Source organism: Sneathiella sp. D3-11 (genome assembly GCF_055809395.1).
This window is the reverse complement of sequence record NZ_CM147911.1, coordinates 1,924,015-1,942,788: the sequence shown is the minus strand read 5'-3', so window position 1 is coordinate 1,942,788 and position 18,774 is coordinate 1,924,015. Positions and strand designations below refer to the sequence as shown.

Genomic DNA, 18,774 nt, shown 5'->3' with positions numbered 1-18,774 from the left:
TGAGCCAATGAAACTGACAATAGAACGTACCGCTTTGCTGACGTCCTTGAGCCATGTGCAAAGCGTCGTCGAGCGCCGCAACACAATCCCGATCCTCGCTAATATACTGATAGATGCGCGGGACGGATTTCTTGGCCTGACGGCAACCGATCTTGATATTGCAATCAATGAAAAAGTCGCTGCCAATATCGGAACAGATGGGGCAACAACCGTACCAGCCCACCTTCTCTATGACATCATCCGCAAGCTGCCCGAAGGCAGTCAGGTAGAGCTTGACCACAACGCGGCGGAAGAACGGATCTATGTGCGCTGTGGCCAGTCGAAATTCGCGCTGGCCTGCCTGCCGCAGGATGACTTCCCGGTCATGGAAACCAATCAGCTTCCGCATAATTTTGTGCTGGCCGCGAATATCCTGAAACGGCTGATCGACAAGACGCGCTTCGCGATCTCAACAGAAGAGACCCGCTATTACCTGAACGGTATCTATCTGCATGCAGCGGAGACGGATGGCGTGCCTATGCTGCGCGCGGTGGCGACAGACGGTCATCGGCTCGCCCGCGTCGAAACCCCGATCCCTTCCGATGCGGAAAGTATGCCGGGTGTGATTGTTCCGCGCAAAGCCGTGAGCGAGGTTCTCCGCCTGATTGACGAGCGGGACGAACCGGTCTCGATTTCCCTTTCGGATACGAAAATCTGCTTTTCCTTCGGTGATACGATCCTGACGTCAAAACTGATCGACGGGACTTTCCCGGACTATGAGCGGGTAATCCCGGAAGGCAACGACAAAGTGCTTGAGCTGGATGGCAAGTCCTTCGCGCAGGCCGTTGATCGCGTCTCCACGGTCGCGACCGAGAAAACCCGCGCTATCAAGCTCTCTTTGAGTAATGATTTGATCACCCTCTCCGCAACCGGCGCAGATGCGGGCAGTGCGACAGAAGAAGTCGCGGCTTCCTACGGGTCGGATGAAATGGAAATCGGCTTCAACTCGAAATATCTGCTGGATATCACCGGCCAGATTGACGGCGAGAATGCCCGCTTCCTGTTTGCCGACGCGGGATCGCCGACAATCGTTCGGGACAGCGCCGATGAAGGGGCGCTCTATGTCCTGATGCCGATGCGGGTGTAATTTGGCGGCCCAGACAACATCGTGAGTTATCGGCCCGTGCCGATGGGTGTCGCCATAGAGGAGCCATTTGTGTCGGCCTATGCCATTACGCGCCTGATTTTGACTGATTTTCGCAATTATACGCATTTGAAGGTTGAAGCGGATAATCGTCCTGTTGTTCTGACGGGCGCAAATGGTAGCGGCAAGACCAACCTTCTGGAGGCAATCTCCTTCCTCACGCCGGGGCGGGGACTGCGCCGGGCGAAACTGACAGAGGCCGCGAATATAGGCGGCAGAGGTGGCTGGGCGGTGGCCGCAGATGTGGCGTCGAATGTGGGAACGAGCACCCTCGGCACCGGCGTAATCTCTCCCGTAGGGGAGGCCGAAAATAAAGAGACGGCGGAGCGTCGATCGGTTAAAATAGACGGACAGAATATGAGCGGATCGACGGCCCTCTCAGACTATGTAAAAGTCAGTTGGCTGACCCCGCAGATGGACCGCCTGTTTCAGGAAGGGGCCAGCGGCAGACGGCGGTTTCTGGATCGGTTGACTTTTGGCTTTGATCCGGCCCATGGCAAACGAATGACAGCATTCGAGAAAGTCATGCGGGACCGGAACCGGCTGTTGAAGGACGGACGGTATGACCGTCATTGGCTCGCGTCGCTGGAACGGTCCCTCGCGGAAACCGGAACGGCCATCGCGGCGGCACGTCGGGAAACAGCGGAACGGCTGAACGGGGCCATGACCGCGGCAGAAGGCGAAGCCCGGGCAAGCGCCTTTCCGAAGGCGGAATTGACCTCTCAAGGTCTGCTGGAAGAATGGCTTGAAGAAATGAGCGCGCTGGCGGTGGAAGATAGATACCGTGCGGAGCTGGAAACGGCACGGCGCCTGGATGCGCAAGCGGGAAGTACGCGGCTCGGCCCGCACCGAAGCGATTTGGCGGTGCTGCACAAGGACAAAGGCGTTCCGGCCGGTCTCTGCTCGACGGGTGAACAGAAAGCGCTGCTGATCTCGATCATCCTTGGGGATGCACGGTTGCAGACCGGAATGCAGGGTCAGGCGCCGATCCTGCTGCTGGACGAGATCACGGCTCATCTCGATGAAAAGCGGCGCATCGCGCTGTTTAACGAGATTGAGGATATGAAGACACAGGCCTGGATGACAGGCACCGATTATGCCCTGTTTTCCGAACTCGGAAGCCGGGCGCAGTTTTTAACGGTCGACGATGGCACTATACGCCAGACGGCTGTCCGCTAGAAGGAAAGACGACGTAATGAGTAACACGGAAAGTCCTATGGAAACAGAGGAATATGGCGCGGAATCGATCAAGGTCCTGAAAGGCCTCGATGCGGTGCGCAAACGCCCCGGCATGTATATCGGTGATACGGATGATGGCTCGGGTCTGCACCACATGGTCTATGAGGTTGTAGACAACGCCATTGATGAGGCACTGGCCGGTCATTGCGACCTGATCTATGTCTCGCTCAACCCCGAAGGCTCGGTCACGGTGCGCGATAACGGCCGTGGTATCCCGGTTGATATGCATGAGGAAGGAGTCTCCGCTGCCGAGGTGATCATGACCCAACTTCATGCGGGCGGTAAGTTCGACCAAAATTCCTATAAGGTCTCCGGCGGCCTGCATGGTGTGGGCGTCTCCGTGGTGAACGCGCTCTCCACCCGCCTTGACATGACCATCTGGCGCAATGACAAGGAACATCGCCTCAGTTTCGAGCATGGGGAGCCCGTCGGTGCCCTTGAAATTGTCGGCGATGCCGCGGGCAAGAGCGGAACGGAAATCACCTTCATTCCGTCGCCCGAAACCTTTACCAACATCAAGTTTGAATTCTCGACGCTGGAACATCGGCTGCGGGAGCTCGCCTTCCTCAATTCCGGCGTTTACATTCAAATCAATGACTTACGCTCTGCTGAACCCGTAACGGTCGATCTGCATTATGAGGGCGGCATCTCCGCTTTCGTCAAGTATCTCGACCGGTCAAAAACTCCGATGATCACGGAAACCATCGATCTTGTCGGGGAAAAGGATGGGGTGACGGTTGAGGCGTCGCTGGAGTGGAACGACAGCTATCATGAAAATGTGCTCTGCTTCACTAATAACATCCCGCAGCGCGACGGCGGCACTCATCTTGCCGGTTTCCGCGCGGCGCTAACCCGTTGCATCAACCAATATGCAACCTCGAGCGGGACCGCCAAGAAGGAAAAGGTCGTCGTTACCGGTGATGACGCTCGCGAGGGGCTGACCTGCGTCGTCTCTGTCAAGGTGCCGGACCCGAAATTCTCGTCGCAAACCAAGGACAAACTGGTCTCCAGTGAAGTGCGGCCTATCGTTGAGAGCTCGGTCTATGATGCCCTCACCCAGTGGTTTGAAGAGCATCCAAACGACGCCAAAATCGTTATCACGAAAGTCTTCGAGGCCGCCGCCGCCCGTGAGGCCGCCCGCAAGGCGCGCGAACTCACCCGCCGCAAGGGTGCACTGGATATTTCCAGCCTGCCCGGCAAACTAGCCGACTGCCAATCGAAAGATCCCGCCGTTTCCGAGCTTTTCCTCGTCGAGGGTGACAGTGCCGGTGGCTCCGCCAAGCAGGGGCGGGACCGTCATAATCAGGCCGTTCTGCCGCTGCGTGGTAAAATCCTCAATGTGGAGCGGGCGCGGTTTGACCGCATGCTCTCCTCCAACGAGATCGGCACCATGATCACAGCGCTCGGAACAGGAATCGGGCCGGAAGAGTTCGATATCGAGAAGGCGCGCTATCACAAGATCATCATCATGACTGACGCCGATGTCGACGGATCCCATATCCGCACACTTCTGCTCACTTTCTTTTATCGGCAGATGCCGGAACTGGTCGAAAGGGGCTACCTCTATATTGCCCAGCCGCCGCTTTACAAGGTAACCAAGGGTAAATCGTCCGTTTACCTGAAAGACCAGAAGGCAATGGATGATTATCTGATCGATCAGGGCATGGAAGAGGTGATCTTGGAACTTGCCTCCGGCGAACAACGAAACGGTGAGGATTTGCGGGCGATGGTCAGCCGTGCGCGGCAGGCCCGCGACCTCATTGAATCAATTGCCCGAATTCAGAACCGCCCCGTCGTGGAACAAGTTGCCATCGTCGGCGCGCTGAGTGACGAACTCCTGAGCGATTCCATCCGTGGCCCCGAAGCAGTCGCCACGGTTGCCAAGAGGCTCGACGCCATTTCCTCCGAAACCGAGCGGGGGTGGACCGGCGAAATATTGCCTGATTTCAGCCTGAAATTCAGCCGCGAGGTGCGGGGCGTGACGGAGGTCCAGATCGTCGACAGCAACCTGATCCACTCCGCCGAAGCGCGGCAGCTGGATTCCATGAAGGATGAATTACAGACGATTTACGCGCAGTCCTCGGTTTTTATCCATAAGGACAAACGTCTGACCATCAATTCCCCCATTGACCTAATGGAAGCCATCACGACCCTTGGAAAGCGCGGGCTGTCCATTCAGCGCTATAAAGGACTGGGTGAGATGAACCCGGAACAGCTCTGGGAGACCACCCTTGATCATGAGGCGCGGACGCTGCTTCAAGTGAAGATCAACCACGGGGATGAGGCCGATGAGGTTTTCTCCACCCTGATGGGCGATGTAGTGGAGCCACGACGCATCTTTATTCAGGACAATGCACTGAAAGTCAGCTTCCTGGACGCCTGATGTCGGAAAATGCGGTTTAAAAACGCAATTTTGCCTTATATGTGAGAGATAAGACACCCTTTGGCCCGCATTTTGAGTAATGCAAAGTAGCAATCGAGTTCGATTATGAAGAAGGCATCCAAAGGATCAGGTAGACGAAAGCCGGCCGCAGGGCCGGGCTCAAAAGCTTATCCGCAGCGCCCGAAGCCAGCGCGAAACAAGAAAAGCGCAAAAGCGACATCGAAGCGGAGTCCAAAAAAGTCGGCGGCACGCCGCCCGCGTAAAGGTGCGCAGAAATCCAGCGGCCTCTGGGGCCCGATTGTTAATTGGGGCGGGGCGGCTGTTCTCTGGGGCCTTTTGATTGGCGGGATTTTTATCGGCTATTTTGCCTATACCCTGCCCGACATTTCTGGCATCGGCGAGATCGAGAAACGTCCCTCCATGGTGCTGCAAACCCGCGATGGTATCCGTTATTCGACCTATGGCGATCTTTATGGCGATATGCTCCCCATCGGAGCAATCCCGGAAAACATAAAGCAAGCCGTCCTTGCGACCGAGGACAGCCATTTCTACAATCATTTCGGCCTGAACCCGATCAGCCTTATCCGCGCGGCCATGGCGCAATTATGAAGCTGGGCGTGTTGTCCAAGGCGGCAGCACGATAACGCAGCAGCTCGCAAAAAACCTGTTTCTGACACCGGAGCGGACAATAGGGCGGAAAATCCGCGAAACCTTGCTCGCCTTCTGGCTTGAGGCGGAATATACGAAAGATGAAATTCTCGCGCTCTATCTTAACCGCATGTATTTCGGGTCCGGTACCTATGGCATCGATGCGGCCTCCCGAAAGTATTTCTCCCACCCGGCAACGGAACTGACCACGGCTGAGGCGGCAATGCTCGCGGGTCTTTTAAAGGCGCCAAGCTATTACGCCCCGACCCGCAACCTTGAACGGGCGCAGGATCGGGCCAGCATTGTTCTCGCCCGCATGGTGGATGAAGACTATCTCACCCCTGCAGAGGCGAAAAAACTTCGTGCCAAACCGGCGGTTCTTGTCAATGCCAGCCAGGATTTTCGCAATGTACGATATTTTGCGGACTGGGTGGTCAGCGAGGTGCAGGCCTATATCGGCAGGACGGACAAAGACCTGATAATCACCACGACGCTGGACCTTGGCATGCAGGGCAATGCGGAACGCGCGATCGAGACTCGGCTAAAAGCCGAAGGCGTGAAAATGGCCGTAAATCAGGGTGCTTTCGTTGCCATGACGCCGGATGGAGCCGTGAGTGCCATGGTCGGCGGACGGTCTTACGCCAAGTCTGTCTATAACCGGGCGACGGTTGCGCGGCGGCAGCCCGGATCGGTCTTCAAAACGATTGTTTATGCGGCTGCCTTTGAAAATGGCTTGTCACCTGACGATATTTTTAATGATGGGCCGATAAATATCGACGGCTGGACCCCGAAAAACTATACCAAGCGCTATAACGGCGACATGAGCCTGCGGGAGGCCTACGCCCGGTCCATCAATACGGTCGCGGTGCGGGTGACGGAACGGGTTGGCCGCGACAAGGTTGCCGGAATGGCGAAAAACCTTGGCCTCACCGGCAATTTCCCGCTGCATCCCTCCATTTCGCTCGGCACGTATGAAGTCTCCCTCCTTGAGATGACAGCCGCAAACGCGGTTATTGCGAACGGTGGGCGGGCAGTGCTGCCCTATGGTGTGCTTGAAATTCGCGAAAAAGACGGCCCCGTGCTGTATCAACGGCAAACCTCCGGTCAGGGGCGGATCATCAGTGCAGGAACCATCAACAGAATGCGGGATGTCATGACCGCAACCATAAAATGGGGTACCGGCAAGGCCGCCAACCCGGGCTTTGCGGCGGCAGGCAAGACCGGCACGACACAGGACTACCGCGATGCCTGGTTTATCGGCTTTACGCCAGATCTGGTTGCCGGTGTCTGGTTTGGCAATGATGACGGATCGGCCACCAAGCGGGTGAACGGCAGCAACCTTCCCGCCGTAACCTGGAAAGATTTCATTACCCATTCGGAGACAAGTCAGGCAATTGCCTTCAGCAGGCAGGAGGAACAAAACTCCAGTTCGAGCATTTGGGACAAGATCGTTCGGGCCTTTTCCAGCAAGAACGCCCCGGCGGCGGGTGGTGAGAGCCCCGCCAGCGACCCGAATACATCCGAAAAGAAGAATTCATTCGACTATATGGATAAACAACGGCAGCAACCCTGAGGGATTGGATTATTCCTCGTCAAATGTCTCTTGTCTTGTGCCATAAACCGTCAGACGGAAGACCAGAGCCGAACTTACCCCCATCAGGCCGATGGAATAAACCATCGAAAACTGCGTCTGATCATAGAAAAGCGCGATCATAAAGCCAAGGAAGGCCGCGAAACCAAGCATTAAAAAGCCCATCAAGGCCGAGGCGGAACCTGCTTTTTCGGGAAATGGCGCCATGGCGCCCGCCTGTGATTGGGGCAGGACGACCCCCATCCCGACCGTATAAATGATCATCGGCAAGACGATGGCACTCACTGTGTTAAACCCCGCCCAAGCCGCCAGCACCATACTGCCGCCGCCAATGGCGCAAATCACTGTTCCCACTCCAACCGAGAAGGAAAGACCCTTCGCATGGGTCATCTTGGGGCCAAGCAGTGTCCCGCTCATAAATCCAAGTACGACGGCCCCGAAAAAATAGCCAAAGTTCTCGGCACGCACACCAAGTACTTCAATGAGAACGAGGGGAGAGCCGGAAATAAAGGAGAAAAGCCCGCCAAAGCACAGTCCGCCCGTCAACGCATACCCCAAAAATTCGCGATGCCGGAGCAGTTCGAAATAGTTCCGGGCAATATGGCTGGGCCTTAGCGCGTTAGGGTTCTTCTCGGCAAGGGACTCATCGACAAGCAGCAAAGTCACCAGCCCGACAATCAAGGACACGAGGCCAAGCACGAAAAACACCGACTGCCAACCGTAAAAAGCGGCAATATATCCGCCCAAAACCGGCGCAATGGCGGGCGCAAGGCCCATAATCGTCCCCATTCGGGAAAGCTGCTGCGCCGCCTGTTCCCGCTTGAACAGATCGCGTACCATGGCGCGCGGTACGACAATCGCCGCACATACGCCGAGCGCCTGAACAAAGCGCAATATCACCAACTGGTCGATATGCACGGCAAATAAACAAGCGATGCTTGCCAAAACATAGATAAAAAGCCCAATGACAATGACCGGCTTGCGCCCGAACCGATCCGTCAATGGCCCGTAAATAAGCTGACACCCGCCAATACCGAAGGTAAAAATACTAAGCGTGAGCTGCACTTCCGCCGCGGTTGCGCTGAAAAATTCCGCCAGCTGCGGGAAGGTTGGCAGATACATGTCCGTCGACAACGGCCCAAGAGCTACCGCTGCCGCAAGATATAACGTAAAGGGAACAGAAGAAGGGGCAAGGCGTTTCATGAAAGGCTTTCGAAAGAGAACGGAAATGTCATACTCCCTCTACTCTTTCAACGCCATACTTATGTAGATCCGCACCGTGCCTTTTCAGCCATTTTTTGGCTTGATCAACGCGCGGATGAATTTCGTCAACAAGCGCCCAAAAGGCGGCGGAATGGTTCATATGCCGTAAATGCGCCACCTCATGGGCGACGATGTAGGTCATGACCTCCTCCGGCATCAGCAGTAAGCGCCAGGAAAAATTAAGGCGCCCGGTTGAGGAACAACTCCCCCAGCGTGACACCTGATCGCGGAGTGTAATGGCGCTATAACTCACGTCAATTTTCTCGGCATAGTCAGCGGCCCAGACGCTGATTTCAGTTTTTGCCATCTTGCGGGTCCAGTCCTTCATCCGGCGCGGTAGATGCTCTTCCCCGCCAGCAACATAGATATGCCCACCCTCTGCCCAGACAAATCCGCGTTGATCCGGAGCGTGAGTGATCCGGTGAGGGCGACCCAGAAGAGGCAGCATGACGCCATCCCGAAATGGCACCGTTTCTGGTATCCTGTTGATATTGCTGGCAACCCAGTCAATTTCCTGACGTAGGAACGTCATGCCTGCCGCAAGCGAAGCGCGCTTCGGGAGAAGTAGGACAACGCCCCGCCGCGGATCGATCCGGAGCTTGATCCGTGCCGCACGGGGAGATCGTTTTACTTCAATGGGAATTTTCCGTCCGTCATAGACGAGATGCGGCGGGCTGCCCGCCACCAGTTGCAGATTGCGGCCGTTAGCCGACATCTTCATCGGGCCAGTCGACGATATGATCTTCTAAATCACCCGCGCGCCGCTCTGAAATGGCGCGACCGCGCACCGATATACCTGCCTGATGGACAGTATCAGGGTCATCGGAGACAAGCGGGTGCCACCAAGGCAGCGGTTTCCCCTCAGAGACCAACCGATATCCGCAGGTTTTCGGCATCCAGCGCAATTTCGGGATGATATCAGGAGTCAGGGTAATACAATCCGGTACAAGGCGGGAGCGTTCCGGATAACGGGTACATTTGCAACTTCCAAGATCAAGCAACCGGCAAACAACGTCGGTATAGGCCAGCTCAAGCGTATCTTCGTCTTCCAGCTTCAGCAGGCAGCATTTACCGCAGCCGTCGCAGAGGGATTCCCACTGCGACGCCGTCATGTCTTCAAGCGCAACGGTCTCCCAGAATGGTTTTTCGCTCACGCCACCTCAGACCTTTTTCGCTGGTTTACGCTGTGTCCGCGTTGCCGGTTTGGCCGCAGCCCGGGATTTCCGGGCGACCGGGGCCTTTGCAGACTTTACCGTTGCCGACACGGACGCCGCCTTTGCGGGCGTGGCCTTTTGAGGCGTCGATGTGTCAGCTGTTACCTTTACCGAAGAGGCTTTGGCCGTGGGCGTTTTAGCGCGAGACGGTTTTGCCGCTGTTTTCTGGGCGGTTGGCTTCGCACCATTCAATGTTTTGGATGGTGCGGCCTTTTTCGCAACCGGTTTTTTCACTGGTGCTTTTTTCACGGCTGGTTTTGCAACTGCAGGCTTTTCCGCAACGTTGGAGGCCGCCTCTGCCGAACCAGCCGTGATCCGGGCGCGGTTGCGTGGCTCATTATTGAGGATAAAGTCACTTATTCGCGGTGCAATCTCACTTCGGAACTTGCTGCCATTGAACACACCGTAGTGACCGACACCTTTTTGTTCATAATGGGCTTTCATGCTGTCTGGCAGATTACTACAGATATCATGGGCGGCAACGGTCTGGCCGATACCGGAAATATCATCAAGTTCGCCTTCAACTGTCATCAGTGCCGTTTTCTTGATCAGATCCGTGCGAACTGGTCGTTCGCCGCGATACATCATCTCACCCTTGGCCAGCGCCTGCTTCTGGAACACAGTCTCGATCGTTTGAAGGTAATATTCTGCCGTTAGATCCATCACCGCATTATATTCGGAATAAAAGGCGCGATGCTTGTCCGCACTGTCGCCATCGCCTTCGACCAGATGATCGAACTGTTTCATATGGGCTTCCATATGGCGACCGAAATTCATGCTGACAAAACCGCTGAGCTGCAGAAAACCGGGATAAACACGCCGGAATGCACCGGGATAGCCGAGCGGAACATGGTTGATCACCGTATGTTCAAACCATTCGATGGAGTGGTTCATCGCAAGCTTGCAAGGATCCGTCGGGTGACGGCGAGTGTCAATCGGACTACCCATCAAAGTCATGGATAGGGGTGCGTTCGGATTATTGTCCTCCGACATCAGCGCGATCGCGGCCAAAACGGGCACGCCCGGCTGACACACGGCCATCACATGGGTATCGGGGCCAAGGATGTTGAGATAGTCGATCACATAATCGATATAATCGTCGAGATCGAACTCTCCCTCATAGAGAGGGACATTCGCTGCATCCCGCCAGTCGGTGATATAGACATCATGATTTGGCATCATTGTCTCGACCGTGCCGCGCAACAATGTAGAAAAATGGCCCGACATGGGCGCGACGATCAACAATTTGGGATCCTTACGGGTCGTATCCCGCTTGAAATGCTTAAGCTGGCAGAATGTCTTGCGATGCAGAATTTCCTCGGTCACGGCGACGGTTCGCATGTCGATCTTGGTTTCGGTCAGGCCAAAGGCCGGCTTGCCATGATATTGTGTGGTTTCTGAAAACAGGTCGAAGCCTGCGGCCAGTGGTCTGCGCCTGTGGCGTTTCGGAAATCGGATTAAATGGACTCTTCAAAACTTGAGAGTAAATTTGTGCGGCCATCCGTACAGGTGAAAGCGCCAATTTTTGCATTTCATTGAACTGGTAAAGCACGTCGTACTCTCCTAAATTAACAGAAAACATATGTTGGTTTCTGTCGGGTTTCTCTGCGCCTAGTTTCGCTGCAGTGCAACATAATATATGAATAATCAGCAGAATGTCAGCATTTTTTGCAATATTACGGATAATTGATTAATAATCTGTTGCCGTTCTATGGGGATTGCAACACGGTTTTTTTTGTGAGGGATGACTGATGCGTTTCTACTGGCTTGTTTTCTTATTGGTTTTTCTGGTTATCCCGCCCGCTCCTGCCCAATCTATTTTGGGTGAAAACGAGGTTTTTCAAAGTGCTGATAGAGGCGATACCGCCGCAGTAGAAGAGTATCTGCTGACCGGGAATAACCCCAATATCCGTGATTTGAAGAAGATTCCGCTGTTACATCATGCCGCCATTGCCGGCGTGCCCAAAACGGTCAGCGTCCTGATCCGCAATGGTGCTCAGGTCGACATCCCTGATCCATTTGGCAATACCGCCCTGATTCAGGTTGCCGCCTATGGATCAACCGCGGCGGCAGAGATCCTGATTGAGGGGAAGGCAAAAATTGATGAGGAAAACCGGCAAGGAGAGACTGCGCTGATAAAGGCAGCCAAAAGCGGGCATGCCCATGTTACGAAGTTACTGCTTGCAAAGGGCGCGACGCTGGATCTTACGGATTTCACCGGACGGACGGCTCTGGATCATGCGAGACAGAACCGCCATTCCGATGTTGTGCGTCTGCTTTCAGACGCGGCAGAATAAACAGCTTGGCTTTACTTGGCCTCTGCCGCCGTTAAGGCTGCCTTTAAGCCATCAGCCTGTGCATTATTGACCGTTCTGTCGAGAACGATTTGCTGCGAAGTTACCGGCTTGCCATAGTATGACTCGTTGGAATCCGAGTTCGATGACAGGATCGACCCTTCCACGGATGCCCCGATAAAGAGTCCCTTCGAAATAGCGAAAGAAAAGACGTCAACTTTAAGGTTTGTGGTGGTCGAGGCACCAACTGTCGTGCCCACCGGACCAACAGCGGCACTCAAATCCCCGCCGAGTTTGACCTGATTGTCGATGATGGCTTTCAGGCCCTTCTCTGTCATGATCACCAGTACCAGCTCATTCGCTTGCGCGCCAAACTGCAACCCGATGCTGCCCTGACCCATACTGTAAAAGGCGGGCGAAGACCATTCCCCGGCTTCATTTTTGCCCAAAAGAAGGCCGCTTCCACCCGCACCGCCCACAAAGAAGCCGGCTTTCAGAACCTGCGGAAAGACAACTACGCCCTTGGCAACAGCGAGAAGTTTGCGAAACTCCTCCATTTCTGATCGACCCGCAACATTGGTAATGGTGAATTTCGCTTTTTCGACCAGCTGATCCTGAGCTTCACCGGCAAGCGCAAGATTACCAGCCCCGGCCCCGAAGAGGAGCGCGCTTGCACCTACGAGAGAGAGGAATTTTCGACGGCTTGCCCTGAATGTCATCTGCATCTTCTTAATCCTTTTTGACTCATCGTTGGAAAACAGGATACTTCTATTAGATAAGGCATCAATGATGGCATTAATATGTCTAATATTCTTGAGAAAAATAAACTGGTGCGCGTGAAATAGTGAATATGGCAGAAAATACGCCCCTGACGTCCGTCCCCCACATTGAATCTGATGCCATTCACCTTGCCGCGAGTGGGATGCGGCTGCAAACTCTGGTCTATATCCGCTGGCTGGCCGTGCTGGGGCAAGCCCTGACCGTCGTTATTGTGTATTTCGTCTTCGGCTATGATTTGCCACTACTGCCCATCGCCCTTCTGATCAGTGCAAGTGCCATTCTCAACCTGCTGGTCAGCCTCAACCGTAAGCCGTCGGCGCGATTGCCAAATCGCGGTGCGATCCTCTATCTGTTTTATGATATTCTACAGCTTGCGGGTCTACTCTATTTTACCGGCGGCCTTTCCAATCCCTTTTCGGTGCTGTTTCTGGTGCCTGTTACCATTTCCGCAACCAACCTCACGCGGCAGGGGACCTTTTTTCTCGGTTTGACGACGCTCGCCTGCATTTCCGTTCTGGCGCTTTTTTATGAGCCGCTACCGCTACCCGAAGGATCACTGATCCTCTCTAATACCTATATTCTAGCAATTTGGGCCGCACTGGTGCTGGGCACCGCGTTTCTTTCCGGCTATGCTTGGTTAATCGCGGCGGACTCGCGGAAAATGTCAGATGCGTTGACCATCGCCCGTGCGGAACTTGCGCGGGAGCAACAGCTTTCCGCCGTGGGCGGGATTGCCGTTGCCGCTGCCCATGAACTTGGCACCCCACTCAACACAATTTTGCTGGTATCGGAGGAATTGCGACAGGCCCTGCCCGAAGGAAGTGACTCAGCCGAAGACGCCGCATTGCTTCACGATCAGGCGAAAAAATGCGCCGAAGTGCTGGCGCAGCTCTCCAAGGGGCCACAAACAGAGCGCTTTATCACGGATTCAGCCCATCATAACTTCCTTTCGCTGGACAACCTCTTTTCTCTGATAGCAGAGAAATACAAGGACAGCGACAAGAGCTTCGCAATTCAAACACATGGAGATACCGCGGATATCCCCCGGCTGTTCTTGACGGCGGAGTTACGCCACGGCCTCGGCAATCTTATCAGCAACGCCGCCGAATTCGCCGCCAGCAAAGTGACCATTGATCTATACTGGAACGATAAGCTGGTGCGGGCGGAAATCCGTGATGACGGACCGGGCTTTTCGGAAGAAATTCTCGACCGGCTGGGAGAACCCTATATGTCCACCCGGCGCGGGCGCGGCGGCATGGGCCTTGGCGTCTTTATCGCCAACATGCTAATCAAACGGAGCGGTGGAGAGGTTAATTTCCGCAACCAGAAAGACAGCGGCGCGATTGTGGAAATTCTCTGGTCACGGCGCGCACTTGAGAAATCTGATCCTTTCAGTAATTAGAAAATATGCTAATCTGCCCAAGGCAGCTTGATTAACGGTGTAGAAGTAAAGAGCGGGAAATGGACGACAAGAAATCATTGCTCATCGTGGATGACGATGAGATTTTTCTGAACCGGCTTGGCCGCTCGATGGAGCGAAAGGGCTTTACGCCGTTGCTTGCCAATTCAGTGGCGGAAGGCAAGAGATACGCCGCGCAGAACGCGCCTGATTACGCCGTTGTCGACCTTCGGCTTCAGGATGGTAATGGCCTTGAAGTGGTGGAGGCCATCCGCAAGATGAATGAGGATGCCAGCATTGTCATGCTGACCGGCTATGGAAATATCGCCTCCGCCGTCGCCGCCGTGAAGGCCGGCGCCATCGACTATCTTGCCAAGCCCGCCAATGTCGAGGATATCGTCAACGCCCTGCTGGCGGATAAGGACGCCATGCCGACACCGCCGGAAAACCCGATGTCCGCAGACCGTGTCCGCTGGGAACATATCCAGCGTGTCTATGAACTCTGCGATCATAATGTTTCGGAAACCGCCCGCCGTCTGAATATGCACCGACGCACGTTACAGCGCATCATGGCGAAGCGCTCCCCGCAATAACCGGATGGATCAGATTGTCTCAAAAAGAAGCACCCTGATCTGCGGCGATGCCGCAACCGAAATGGCGAAACTCAAAGCAGAGAGCGTCGATCTGATCATCGCTGACCCACCCTATAATTTGGGAAAGAACTACGGCAACAATATCGACCTGAAAGACAGCGCCGACTATCGGTCCTTCACCGAAGGCTGGCTCAGGGAGGCTGTCCGCCTGTTAAAACCCGGCGGATCGCTCTATTGCTTTATGGGTGTGAAATTCATTGCCCGGCTCTATTTGATGCTGGAAGAAGAGTTCAACCTCACGCCTCAGGGATGGATCACCTGGCATTACACACAAGGCATGGGCCGAAAAAAGGGCTTTTCCTCGCGCCATGAGGATATTCTCTGGTTCTCGAAGGGAGAAGACGCACGTTTTAATCTCGATGACGTACGGGTTCCGCAAAAATATTACCGCAAGCGCAACAATATGGCCGGGGCCAATCCGGGCGATGTCTGGCAGTTTAGCCATGTGCATTATTGCGCGGCAGAACGGTTACCTCATCCCACGCAAAAGCCCGAAGCATTGCTTGAACGGATAGTAAAAGCTTCCTCCAACCCTGGAGATGTGGTGCTGGACCCGTTTCTGGGGAGCGGAACGACTGTACGTGTCGCCTCTGTACTCGGACGGGCAGCGGCGGGCATCGAGATCAACCCCGATTATATCGAAATGGCCCAGGCCCGCCTGAAAGAACCTTTTGAGGCCTTCGACAGCACCGATCCCCGCGCCGCCCGCACTTCAAAAGACCTCCCGAAGACGCAGAATTAGGCCCGATGGACATTTTGTTTCTGCACAATAACTTTCCGGCACAGTATAGGCATGTCGCACGCCATCTTGCCGCTGACAAGAATAACAAAGTTGTGTTTGCATCCCACCGGGTGCCCCATAACATTCCCGGCGTCACCAACGTCATATATAAGCCGCATCGCGGGACAAAGGCAGATACCCATCATTATCTTCGGCCGACCGAAATCGCCGTCCTGAACGCGCAGGCTGTCTTCCGAACCTGTCTCGATCTCAAGAAAAGTGGTTTTGAGCCCGACATCATTTGCGCCCATTCTGGTTGGGGCAACAGCCTCTATGTGAAGGAGGCCTTTCCGAGAGCGCGCTTACTCAATTATTTCGAATGGTACTACCACGCGCACGGATCGGATGCAGATTTTCTCGATCCGGAAGCCCTGGGCTACGATGACGCCGCGCGAATACACAGCAAGAACATGCCGCTCCTGATGGATCTTGCCACGTCTGATTGGGGTCAGGTGCCAACCCGGTTTCAACTTTCCCAAATACCAGAGATTTTTCACTCCAAACTATCGCTCCTGCATGACGGTGTGGATACGGATTTCTTCAAACCCGATCCGAAGGCGACAGCAAAAATCGGCAATATCGACCTTTCCGGAGCGGCGGAAATTTTAACCTATGCAACAAGGGGAATGGAACCTTATCGAGGCTTTCCCGAGTTTATGCGCGCGGCGGCATTGTTGATGAAGCGCCGTCCCGGCCTGCATGTCTTGGTGGTGGGAGAAGATCGAGTTGCCTATGGCAAAAAACTCCCCGAGGGTGACGGTTGGGGCAAGCGGATGGTGGCAGAACTAAACCCTGACCCGAAGCGCCTGCATTTCACGGGCCCGCTTTCTTATGCTGAATATTTGAAAGTCTTGCAGTTTTCAACTGTACGCGCCTATCTTACCGTGCCATTCGTGCTTAGCTGGTCACTGATTGAAAGTCTGGCCTGCGGCGGCTTGATTGTCGGATCCGATACTGCTCCGGTACGCGAGGTAATCCGGCACGGGGAGAATGGTTTTCTTGCTCCTTTTAACGATGTTGAGGCTTTCGCCGAAGAGATTGAAAAAGTGCTCGACACAGTGGACGACCTGCAGGACATCCGCGACGCCGCAAGGAAATCGGCTATCGAAAAATATGCACATAGCAAACTATTGCCTCGCCAACTTCGACTGATCGAAGACGTTGCGGCAGGCCGTCTTCCGCCACGCGAAAAGGCGGCGAATTAGGCAAAGAGCAACTCCGTGTTTGCAGGGGCAGTGAGATTATATTATGACCAATACACTCTATTCTATTCAAAGCGAGGCATTTTGGATCCGCTAGATTATTTTAACCGCGAGTTGGAAGACCATGGCGAGGTGCTGGCAAAATGCCACGCAGCGCTCGCAGAGCCATTTCAGGAGATGCTCGCGCTCTGGGTTACTGCCATTCAGAACGGCAACAAAATTTTCTTCTTCGGCAATGGTGGCAGCGCGGCGGATGCCCAGCACCTCGCGGCCGAACTCGTTATCCGTTTTATCGAGGATCGCAAGCCCATCGCCGCCATCGCGCTCAATACAGACACCTCCGCGCTGACCGCCGGGGCCAACGACCTTGGCTTTGAAGACGTATTTGCCCGCCAAATCGACGCGCTTGGCAAGCCTGGCGACGTTGCCGTTGGCATCACGACGTCAGGCACCAGCCCAAATGTGGTGAAGGCCCTTGAAATGGCACGGAAAAAAGGTCTGGTTACAACCGCGTTTACCGGGCGGGATGGGGGGCGGATGCCGGAACTTACAGATATCTCGCTGATCGTACCGGCGCAGTCCACCCGGCGGATACAGGAAATGCATATCACTTTCGGCCATATGCTCTGCGGCGCCCTTGAACAATCGTTGAAACTGGTCTGAATCAAATGGAAAATCGTTCCACCCTTCTTGATATTCTTGATAAAGCCGCCTCAATCGATGCACTGGTGATCGGTGATGTGATGCTGGACCGATTTGTTTATGGCAGCACCACACGCATTTCACCCGAAGCGCCAATCCCTATCCTCAGCATCACCCATCAGTCGCAAATGCTCGGCGGCGCGGGGAATGTGGTGCGCAATGTCGCCTCTCTTGGTGGAAAAGCGCAGCTCATCTCTGTTGTTGGGGAAGATCCGGAAGGGCGCGAAATTGAGCAGATATTCAGCACCCAGGGCGCCACGACACCCCGTCTGGTAAGATCGGTCGGACGGCCGACTACGGTAAAAACACGCTTCATCGCCGATGGCCAGCAGCTCTTGCGCAGTGATCATGAGGCGACCCACCAGCTGCAGCCTCAAACCGCCGGAAATGTCATCAAGGCCTTTCAGGCGGCCGTAAAAGGCACCGATATCATCGTTCTTTCTGATTATGCGAAGGGGGTCCTCTCCGATACGGTGCTGCGCCATGTTATCGCTTACGCGAAAGAGCATGACATCGCGATTATCGCTGACCCGAAATCAAGAAATTTCAGCCGCTATGCAGGCGTCACTCTGCTGACCCCAAACCGTAAAGAGATGATTGCGGCGAGTGGCATGCCCTGCGGCACCAACCATGAGGTGGAGCAGGCGGCAAGGGATGTCATGCGCAAATCCGGGGTTTCAGCCATTCTCGTCACCCGGTCGGAGGCAGGCATGAGCCTGGTTACCAAGGACGAGGCGCATCATATCGCCGCGGAGGCGCAGGAAGTGTTCGATGTTTCCGGTGCAGGCGATAGCGTGATTGCGGCGCTCTCCTTGGCGTTGGCCGCCGGGGCAAGCCTGGCCGATGCGGCGCGGATCGCCAATCTGGCGGGCGGGATCGCAGTCTCAAAGTCCGGGACAGCGGCAGTGACCAAAGCGGAGATCCGACAGGCCCTGCACAGCCTGGAAATTGGCGATATGGATGCGAAGATCGTCAGTCTCGACATGGCGCTGGAACGGGTATCGAACTGGCGCTCCCGCAGGCTTAAAGTCGGCTTTACCAACGGCTGCTTCGATCTGGTGCATCCGGGGCATATCTCGCTCATGCGGCAGGCCCGCGCCGAATGCGACCGGCTGATCGTCGGGCTCAATACAGATGACAGCATCCGCCGCCTGAAAGGCGAGGGGCGGCCCGTCACGAACGAAAACTCCCGCGCCATTGTGATCGCGGGCCTTTCCGATGTAGACCTTGTCGTTCCTTTCAGTGAAGACACCCCGATCAAGCTGATCGAGGCGATCAAGCCCGATGTTCTCACCAAGGGTGCGGATTACACCAAGGAAACAGTTGTCGGCGCGGATATTGTCGAAGCCTACGGCGGGCGGGTGCATCTGGCGAACCTCAAAGAGGGGTTCAGCACCACCGGCACGATCGAGCGGCTTCTCGCATCGAAGAAAGAGGCGTAA

Annotated in this window: 17 protein-coding genes; 12 read left to right on the top strand and 5 right to left on the bottom strand. The window is 55.1% G+C overall.

Features of this window, described 5'->3' with window-relative positions; genetic code table 11:
- Positions 1-7: 7 nt before the first annotated feature.
- From dnaN to AC0L73_RS09955, 5 genes are all read left to right on the top strand, one after another.
- Complete coding sequence (gene dnaN, locus AC0L73_RS09975; protein WP_227948368.1) at positions 8-1,126, top strand: DNA polymerase III subunit beta; 1,119 nt, start codon at positions 8-10, stop codon at positions 1,124-1,126.
- A gap of 21 nt (positions 1,127-1,147) precedes the next feature.
- The gene (recF, locus tag AC0L73_RS09970; protein WP_473653664.1) at positions 1,148-2,362 is read left to right on the top strand and encodes a DNA replication/repair protein RecF; all 1,215 of its coding nucleotides are present in this window, start codon (positions 1,148-1,150) and stop codon (positions 2,360-2,362) included.
- Positions 2,363-2,378: 16 nt separating this feature from the next.
- On the top strand, positions 2,379-4,805 hold the full coding sequence (gene gyrB / locus AC0L73_RS09965) for a DNA topoisomerase (ATP-hydrolyzing) subunit B (RefSeq protein ID WP_473653663.1): 2,427 nt from the start codon (positions 2,379-2,381) through the stop codon (positions 4,803-4,805).
- A gap of 105 nt (positions 4,806-4,910) precedes the next feature.
- Entirely contained in the window at positions 4,911-5,414 is a 504-nt protein-coding gene (locus AC0L73_RS09960) for a transglycosylase domain-containing protein (RefSeq protein ID WP_473653662.1), read from the top strand.
- Positions 5,415-5,445: 31 nt separating this feature from the next.
- Positions 5,446-7,026: a transglycosylase domain-containing protein gene (locus AC0L73_RS09955; RefSeq protein ID WP_473655438.1), complete on the top strand. Its 1,581-nt coding sequence runs from the start codon at positions 5,446-5,448 to the stop codon at positions 7,024-7,026.
- A gap of 9 nt (positions 7,027-7,035) precedes the next feature.
- On the opposite strand, the gene AC0L73_RS09950 is transcribed toward AC0L73_RS09955, so the two are convergent.
- The 4 genes from AC0L73_RS09950 to phaZ are packed head-to-tail and all read right to left on the bottom strand — an operon-like array spanning position 7,036 to position 10,928.
- Positions 7,036-8,247 carry a multidrug effflux MFS transporter gene (locus AC0L73_RS09950; RefSeq protein WP_473653661.1) on the bottom strand — a complete coding sequence of 404 codons (1,212 nt, stop codon included), beginning with the start codon at positions 8,245-8,247 and terminating at the stop codon, positions 7,036-7,038.
- Positions 8,248-8,275: 28 nt separating this feature from the next.
- Complete coding sequence (locus AC0L73_RS09945; RefSeq protein WP_473653660.1) at positions 8,276-9,022, bottom strand: M48 family metallopeptidase; 747 nt, start codon at positions 9,020-9,022, stop codon at positions 8,276-8,278.
- A complete protein-coding gene (locus AC0L73_RS09940) occupies positions 9,012-9,461 on the bottom strand; it encodes a YcgN family cysteine cluster protein (RefSeq protein ID WP_227948373.1) in 450 nt (149 codons plus the stop codon). The genes AC0L73_RS09945 and AC0L73_RS09940 overlap by 11 nt, the downstream gene beginning before the upstream one ends.
- A 6-nt stretch (positions 9,462-9,467) precedes the next feature.
- On the bottom strand, positions 9,468-10,928 hold the full coding sequence (gene phaZ, locus AC0L73_RS09935; RefSeq protein ID WP_473655437.1) for a polyhydroxyalkanoate depolymerase: 1,461 nt from the start codon (positions 10,926-10,928) through the stop codon (positions 9,468-9,470).
- A 344-nt stretch (positions 10,929-11,272) separates the two neighbouring features.
- Here phaZ and AC0L73_RS09930 point away from each other — a divergent pair, with 344 nt between their 5' ends.
- The gene (locus tag AC0L73_RS09930) at positions 11,273-11,818 is read left to right on the top strand and encodes an ankyrin repeat domain-containing protein (protein ID WP_473653659.1); all 546 of its coding nucleotides are present in this window, start codon (positions 11,273-11,275) and stop codon (positions 11,816-11,818) included.
- An 11-nt stretch (positions 11,819-11,829) separates the two neighbouring features.
- Here AC0L73_RS09930 and AC0L73_RS09925 read toward each other — a convergent pair whose 3' ends face one another.
- Entirely contained in the window at positions 11,830-12,540 is a 711-nt protein-coding gene (locus AC0L73_RS09925; RefSeq protein WP_473653658.1) for a lipid-binding SYLF domain-containing protein, read from the bottom strand.
- Positions 12,541-12,665: 125 nt separating this feature from the next.
- Here AC0L73_RS09925 and AC0L73_RS09920 point away from each other — a divergent pair, with 125 nt between their 5' ends.
- The 6 genes from AC0L73_RS09920 to rfaE1 all read left to right on the top strand — a co-directional run bounded on the left by AC0L73_RS09920 (position 12,666) and on the right by rfaE1 (position 18,774).
- Positions 12,666-13,997, top strand: a complete 1,332-nt coding sequence (locus AC0L73_RS09920; protein ID WP_473653657.1) for an ActS/PrrB/RegB family redox-sensitive histidine kinase — start codon at positions 12,666-12,668, stop codon at positions 13,995-13,997.
- A gap of 59 nt (positions 13,998-14,056) precedes the next feature.
- Complete coding sequence (locus AC0L73_RS09915) at positions 14,057-14,587, top strand: ActR/PrrA/RegA family redox response regulator transcription factor (RefSeq protein WP_227948377.1); 531 nt, start codon at positions 14,057-14,059, stop codon at positions 14,585-14,587.
- Positions 14,588-14,591: 4 nt separating this feature from the next.
- A complete protein-coding gene (locus tag AC0L73_RS09910) occupies positions 14,592-15,389 on the top strand; it encodes a DNA-methyltransferase (RefSeq protein WP_473653656.1) in 798 nt (265 codons plus the stop codon).
- A 5-nt stretch (positions 15,390-15,394) separates the two neighbouring features.
- The gene (locus AC0L73_RS09905; protein ID WP_473653655.1) at positions 15,395-16,633 is read left to right on the top strand and encodes a glycosyltransferase; all 1,239 of its coding nucleotides are present in this window, start codon (positions 15,395-15,397) and stop codon (positions 16,631-16,633) included.
- Between the two features lie 81 nt (positions 16,634-16,714).
- A complete protein-coding gene (locus AC0L73_RS09900) occupies positions 16,715-17,293 on the top strand; it encodes a D-sedoheptulose 7-phosphate isomerase (protein WP_227948380.1) in 579 nt (192 codons plus the stop codon).
- A 5-nt stretch (positions 17,294-17,298) separates the two neighbouring features.
- Positions 17,299-18,774: a D-glycero-beta-D-manno-heptose-7-phosphate kinase gene (gene rfaE1, locus AC0L73_RS09895; protein ID WP_473653654.1), complete on the top strand. Its 1,476-nt coding sequence runs from the start codon at positions 17,299-17,301 to the stop codon at positions 18,772-18,774.

Excerpts from the sequence above, each read along its gene's own strand:
- AC0L73_RS09910 (WP_473653656.1), top strand. The coding sequence starts at position 14,592 with ATGGATCAGATTGTCTCAAAAAGAAGCACCCTGATCTGCGGCGATGCC.
- AC0L73_RS09925 (WP_473653658.1), bottom strand. The coding sequence starts at position 12,540 with ATGCAGATGACATTCAGGGCAAGCCGTCGAAAATTCCTCTCTCTCGTA.
- AC0L73_RS09960 (WP_473653662.1), top strand. The coding sequence starts at position 4,911 with ATGAAGAAGGCATCCAAAGGATCAGGTAGACGAAAGCCGGCCGCAGGG.
- AC0L73_RS09920 (WP_473653657.1), top strand. The coding sequence starts at position 12,666 with ATGGCAGAAAATACGCCCCTGACGTCCGTCCCCCACATTGAATCTGAT.
- AC0L73_RS09930 (WP_473653659.1), top strand. The coding sequence starts at position 11,273 with ATGCGTTTCTACTGGCTTGTTTTCTTATTGGTTTTTCTGGTTATCCCG.
- AC0L73_RS09945 (WP_473653660.1), bottom strand. The coding sequence starts at position 9,022 with ATGTCGGCTAACGGCCGCAATCTGCAACTGGTGGCGGGCAGCCCGCCG.
- dnaN (WP_227948368.1), top strand. The coding sequence starts at position 8 with ATGAAACTGACAATAGAACGTACCGCTTTGCTGACGTCCTTGAGCCAT.
- gyrB (WP_473653663.1), top strand. The coding sequence starts at position 2,379 with ATGAGTAACACGGAAAGTCCTATGGAAACAGAGGAATATGGCGCGGAA.
- AC0L73_RS09915 (WP_227948377.1), top strand. The coding sequence starts at position 14,057 with ATGGACGACAAGAAATCATTGCTCATCGTGGATGACGATGAGATTTTT.
- rfaE1 (WP_473653654.1), top strand. The coding sequence starts at position 17,299 with ATGGAAAATCGTTCCACCCTTCTTGATATTCTTGATAAAGCCGCCTCA.
- AC0L73_RS09950 (WP_473653661.1), bottom strand. The coding sequence starts at position 8,247 with ATGAAACGCCTTGCCCCTTCTTCTGTTCCCTTTACGTTATATCTTGCG.
- AC0L73_RS09905 (WP_473653655.1), top strand. The coding sequence starts at position 15,395 with ATGGACATTTTGTTTCTGCACAATAACTTTCCGGCACAGTATAGGCAT.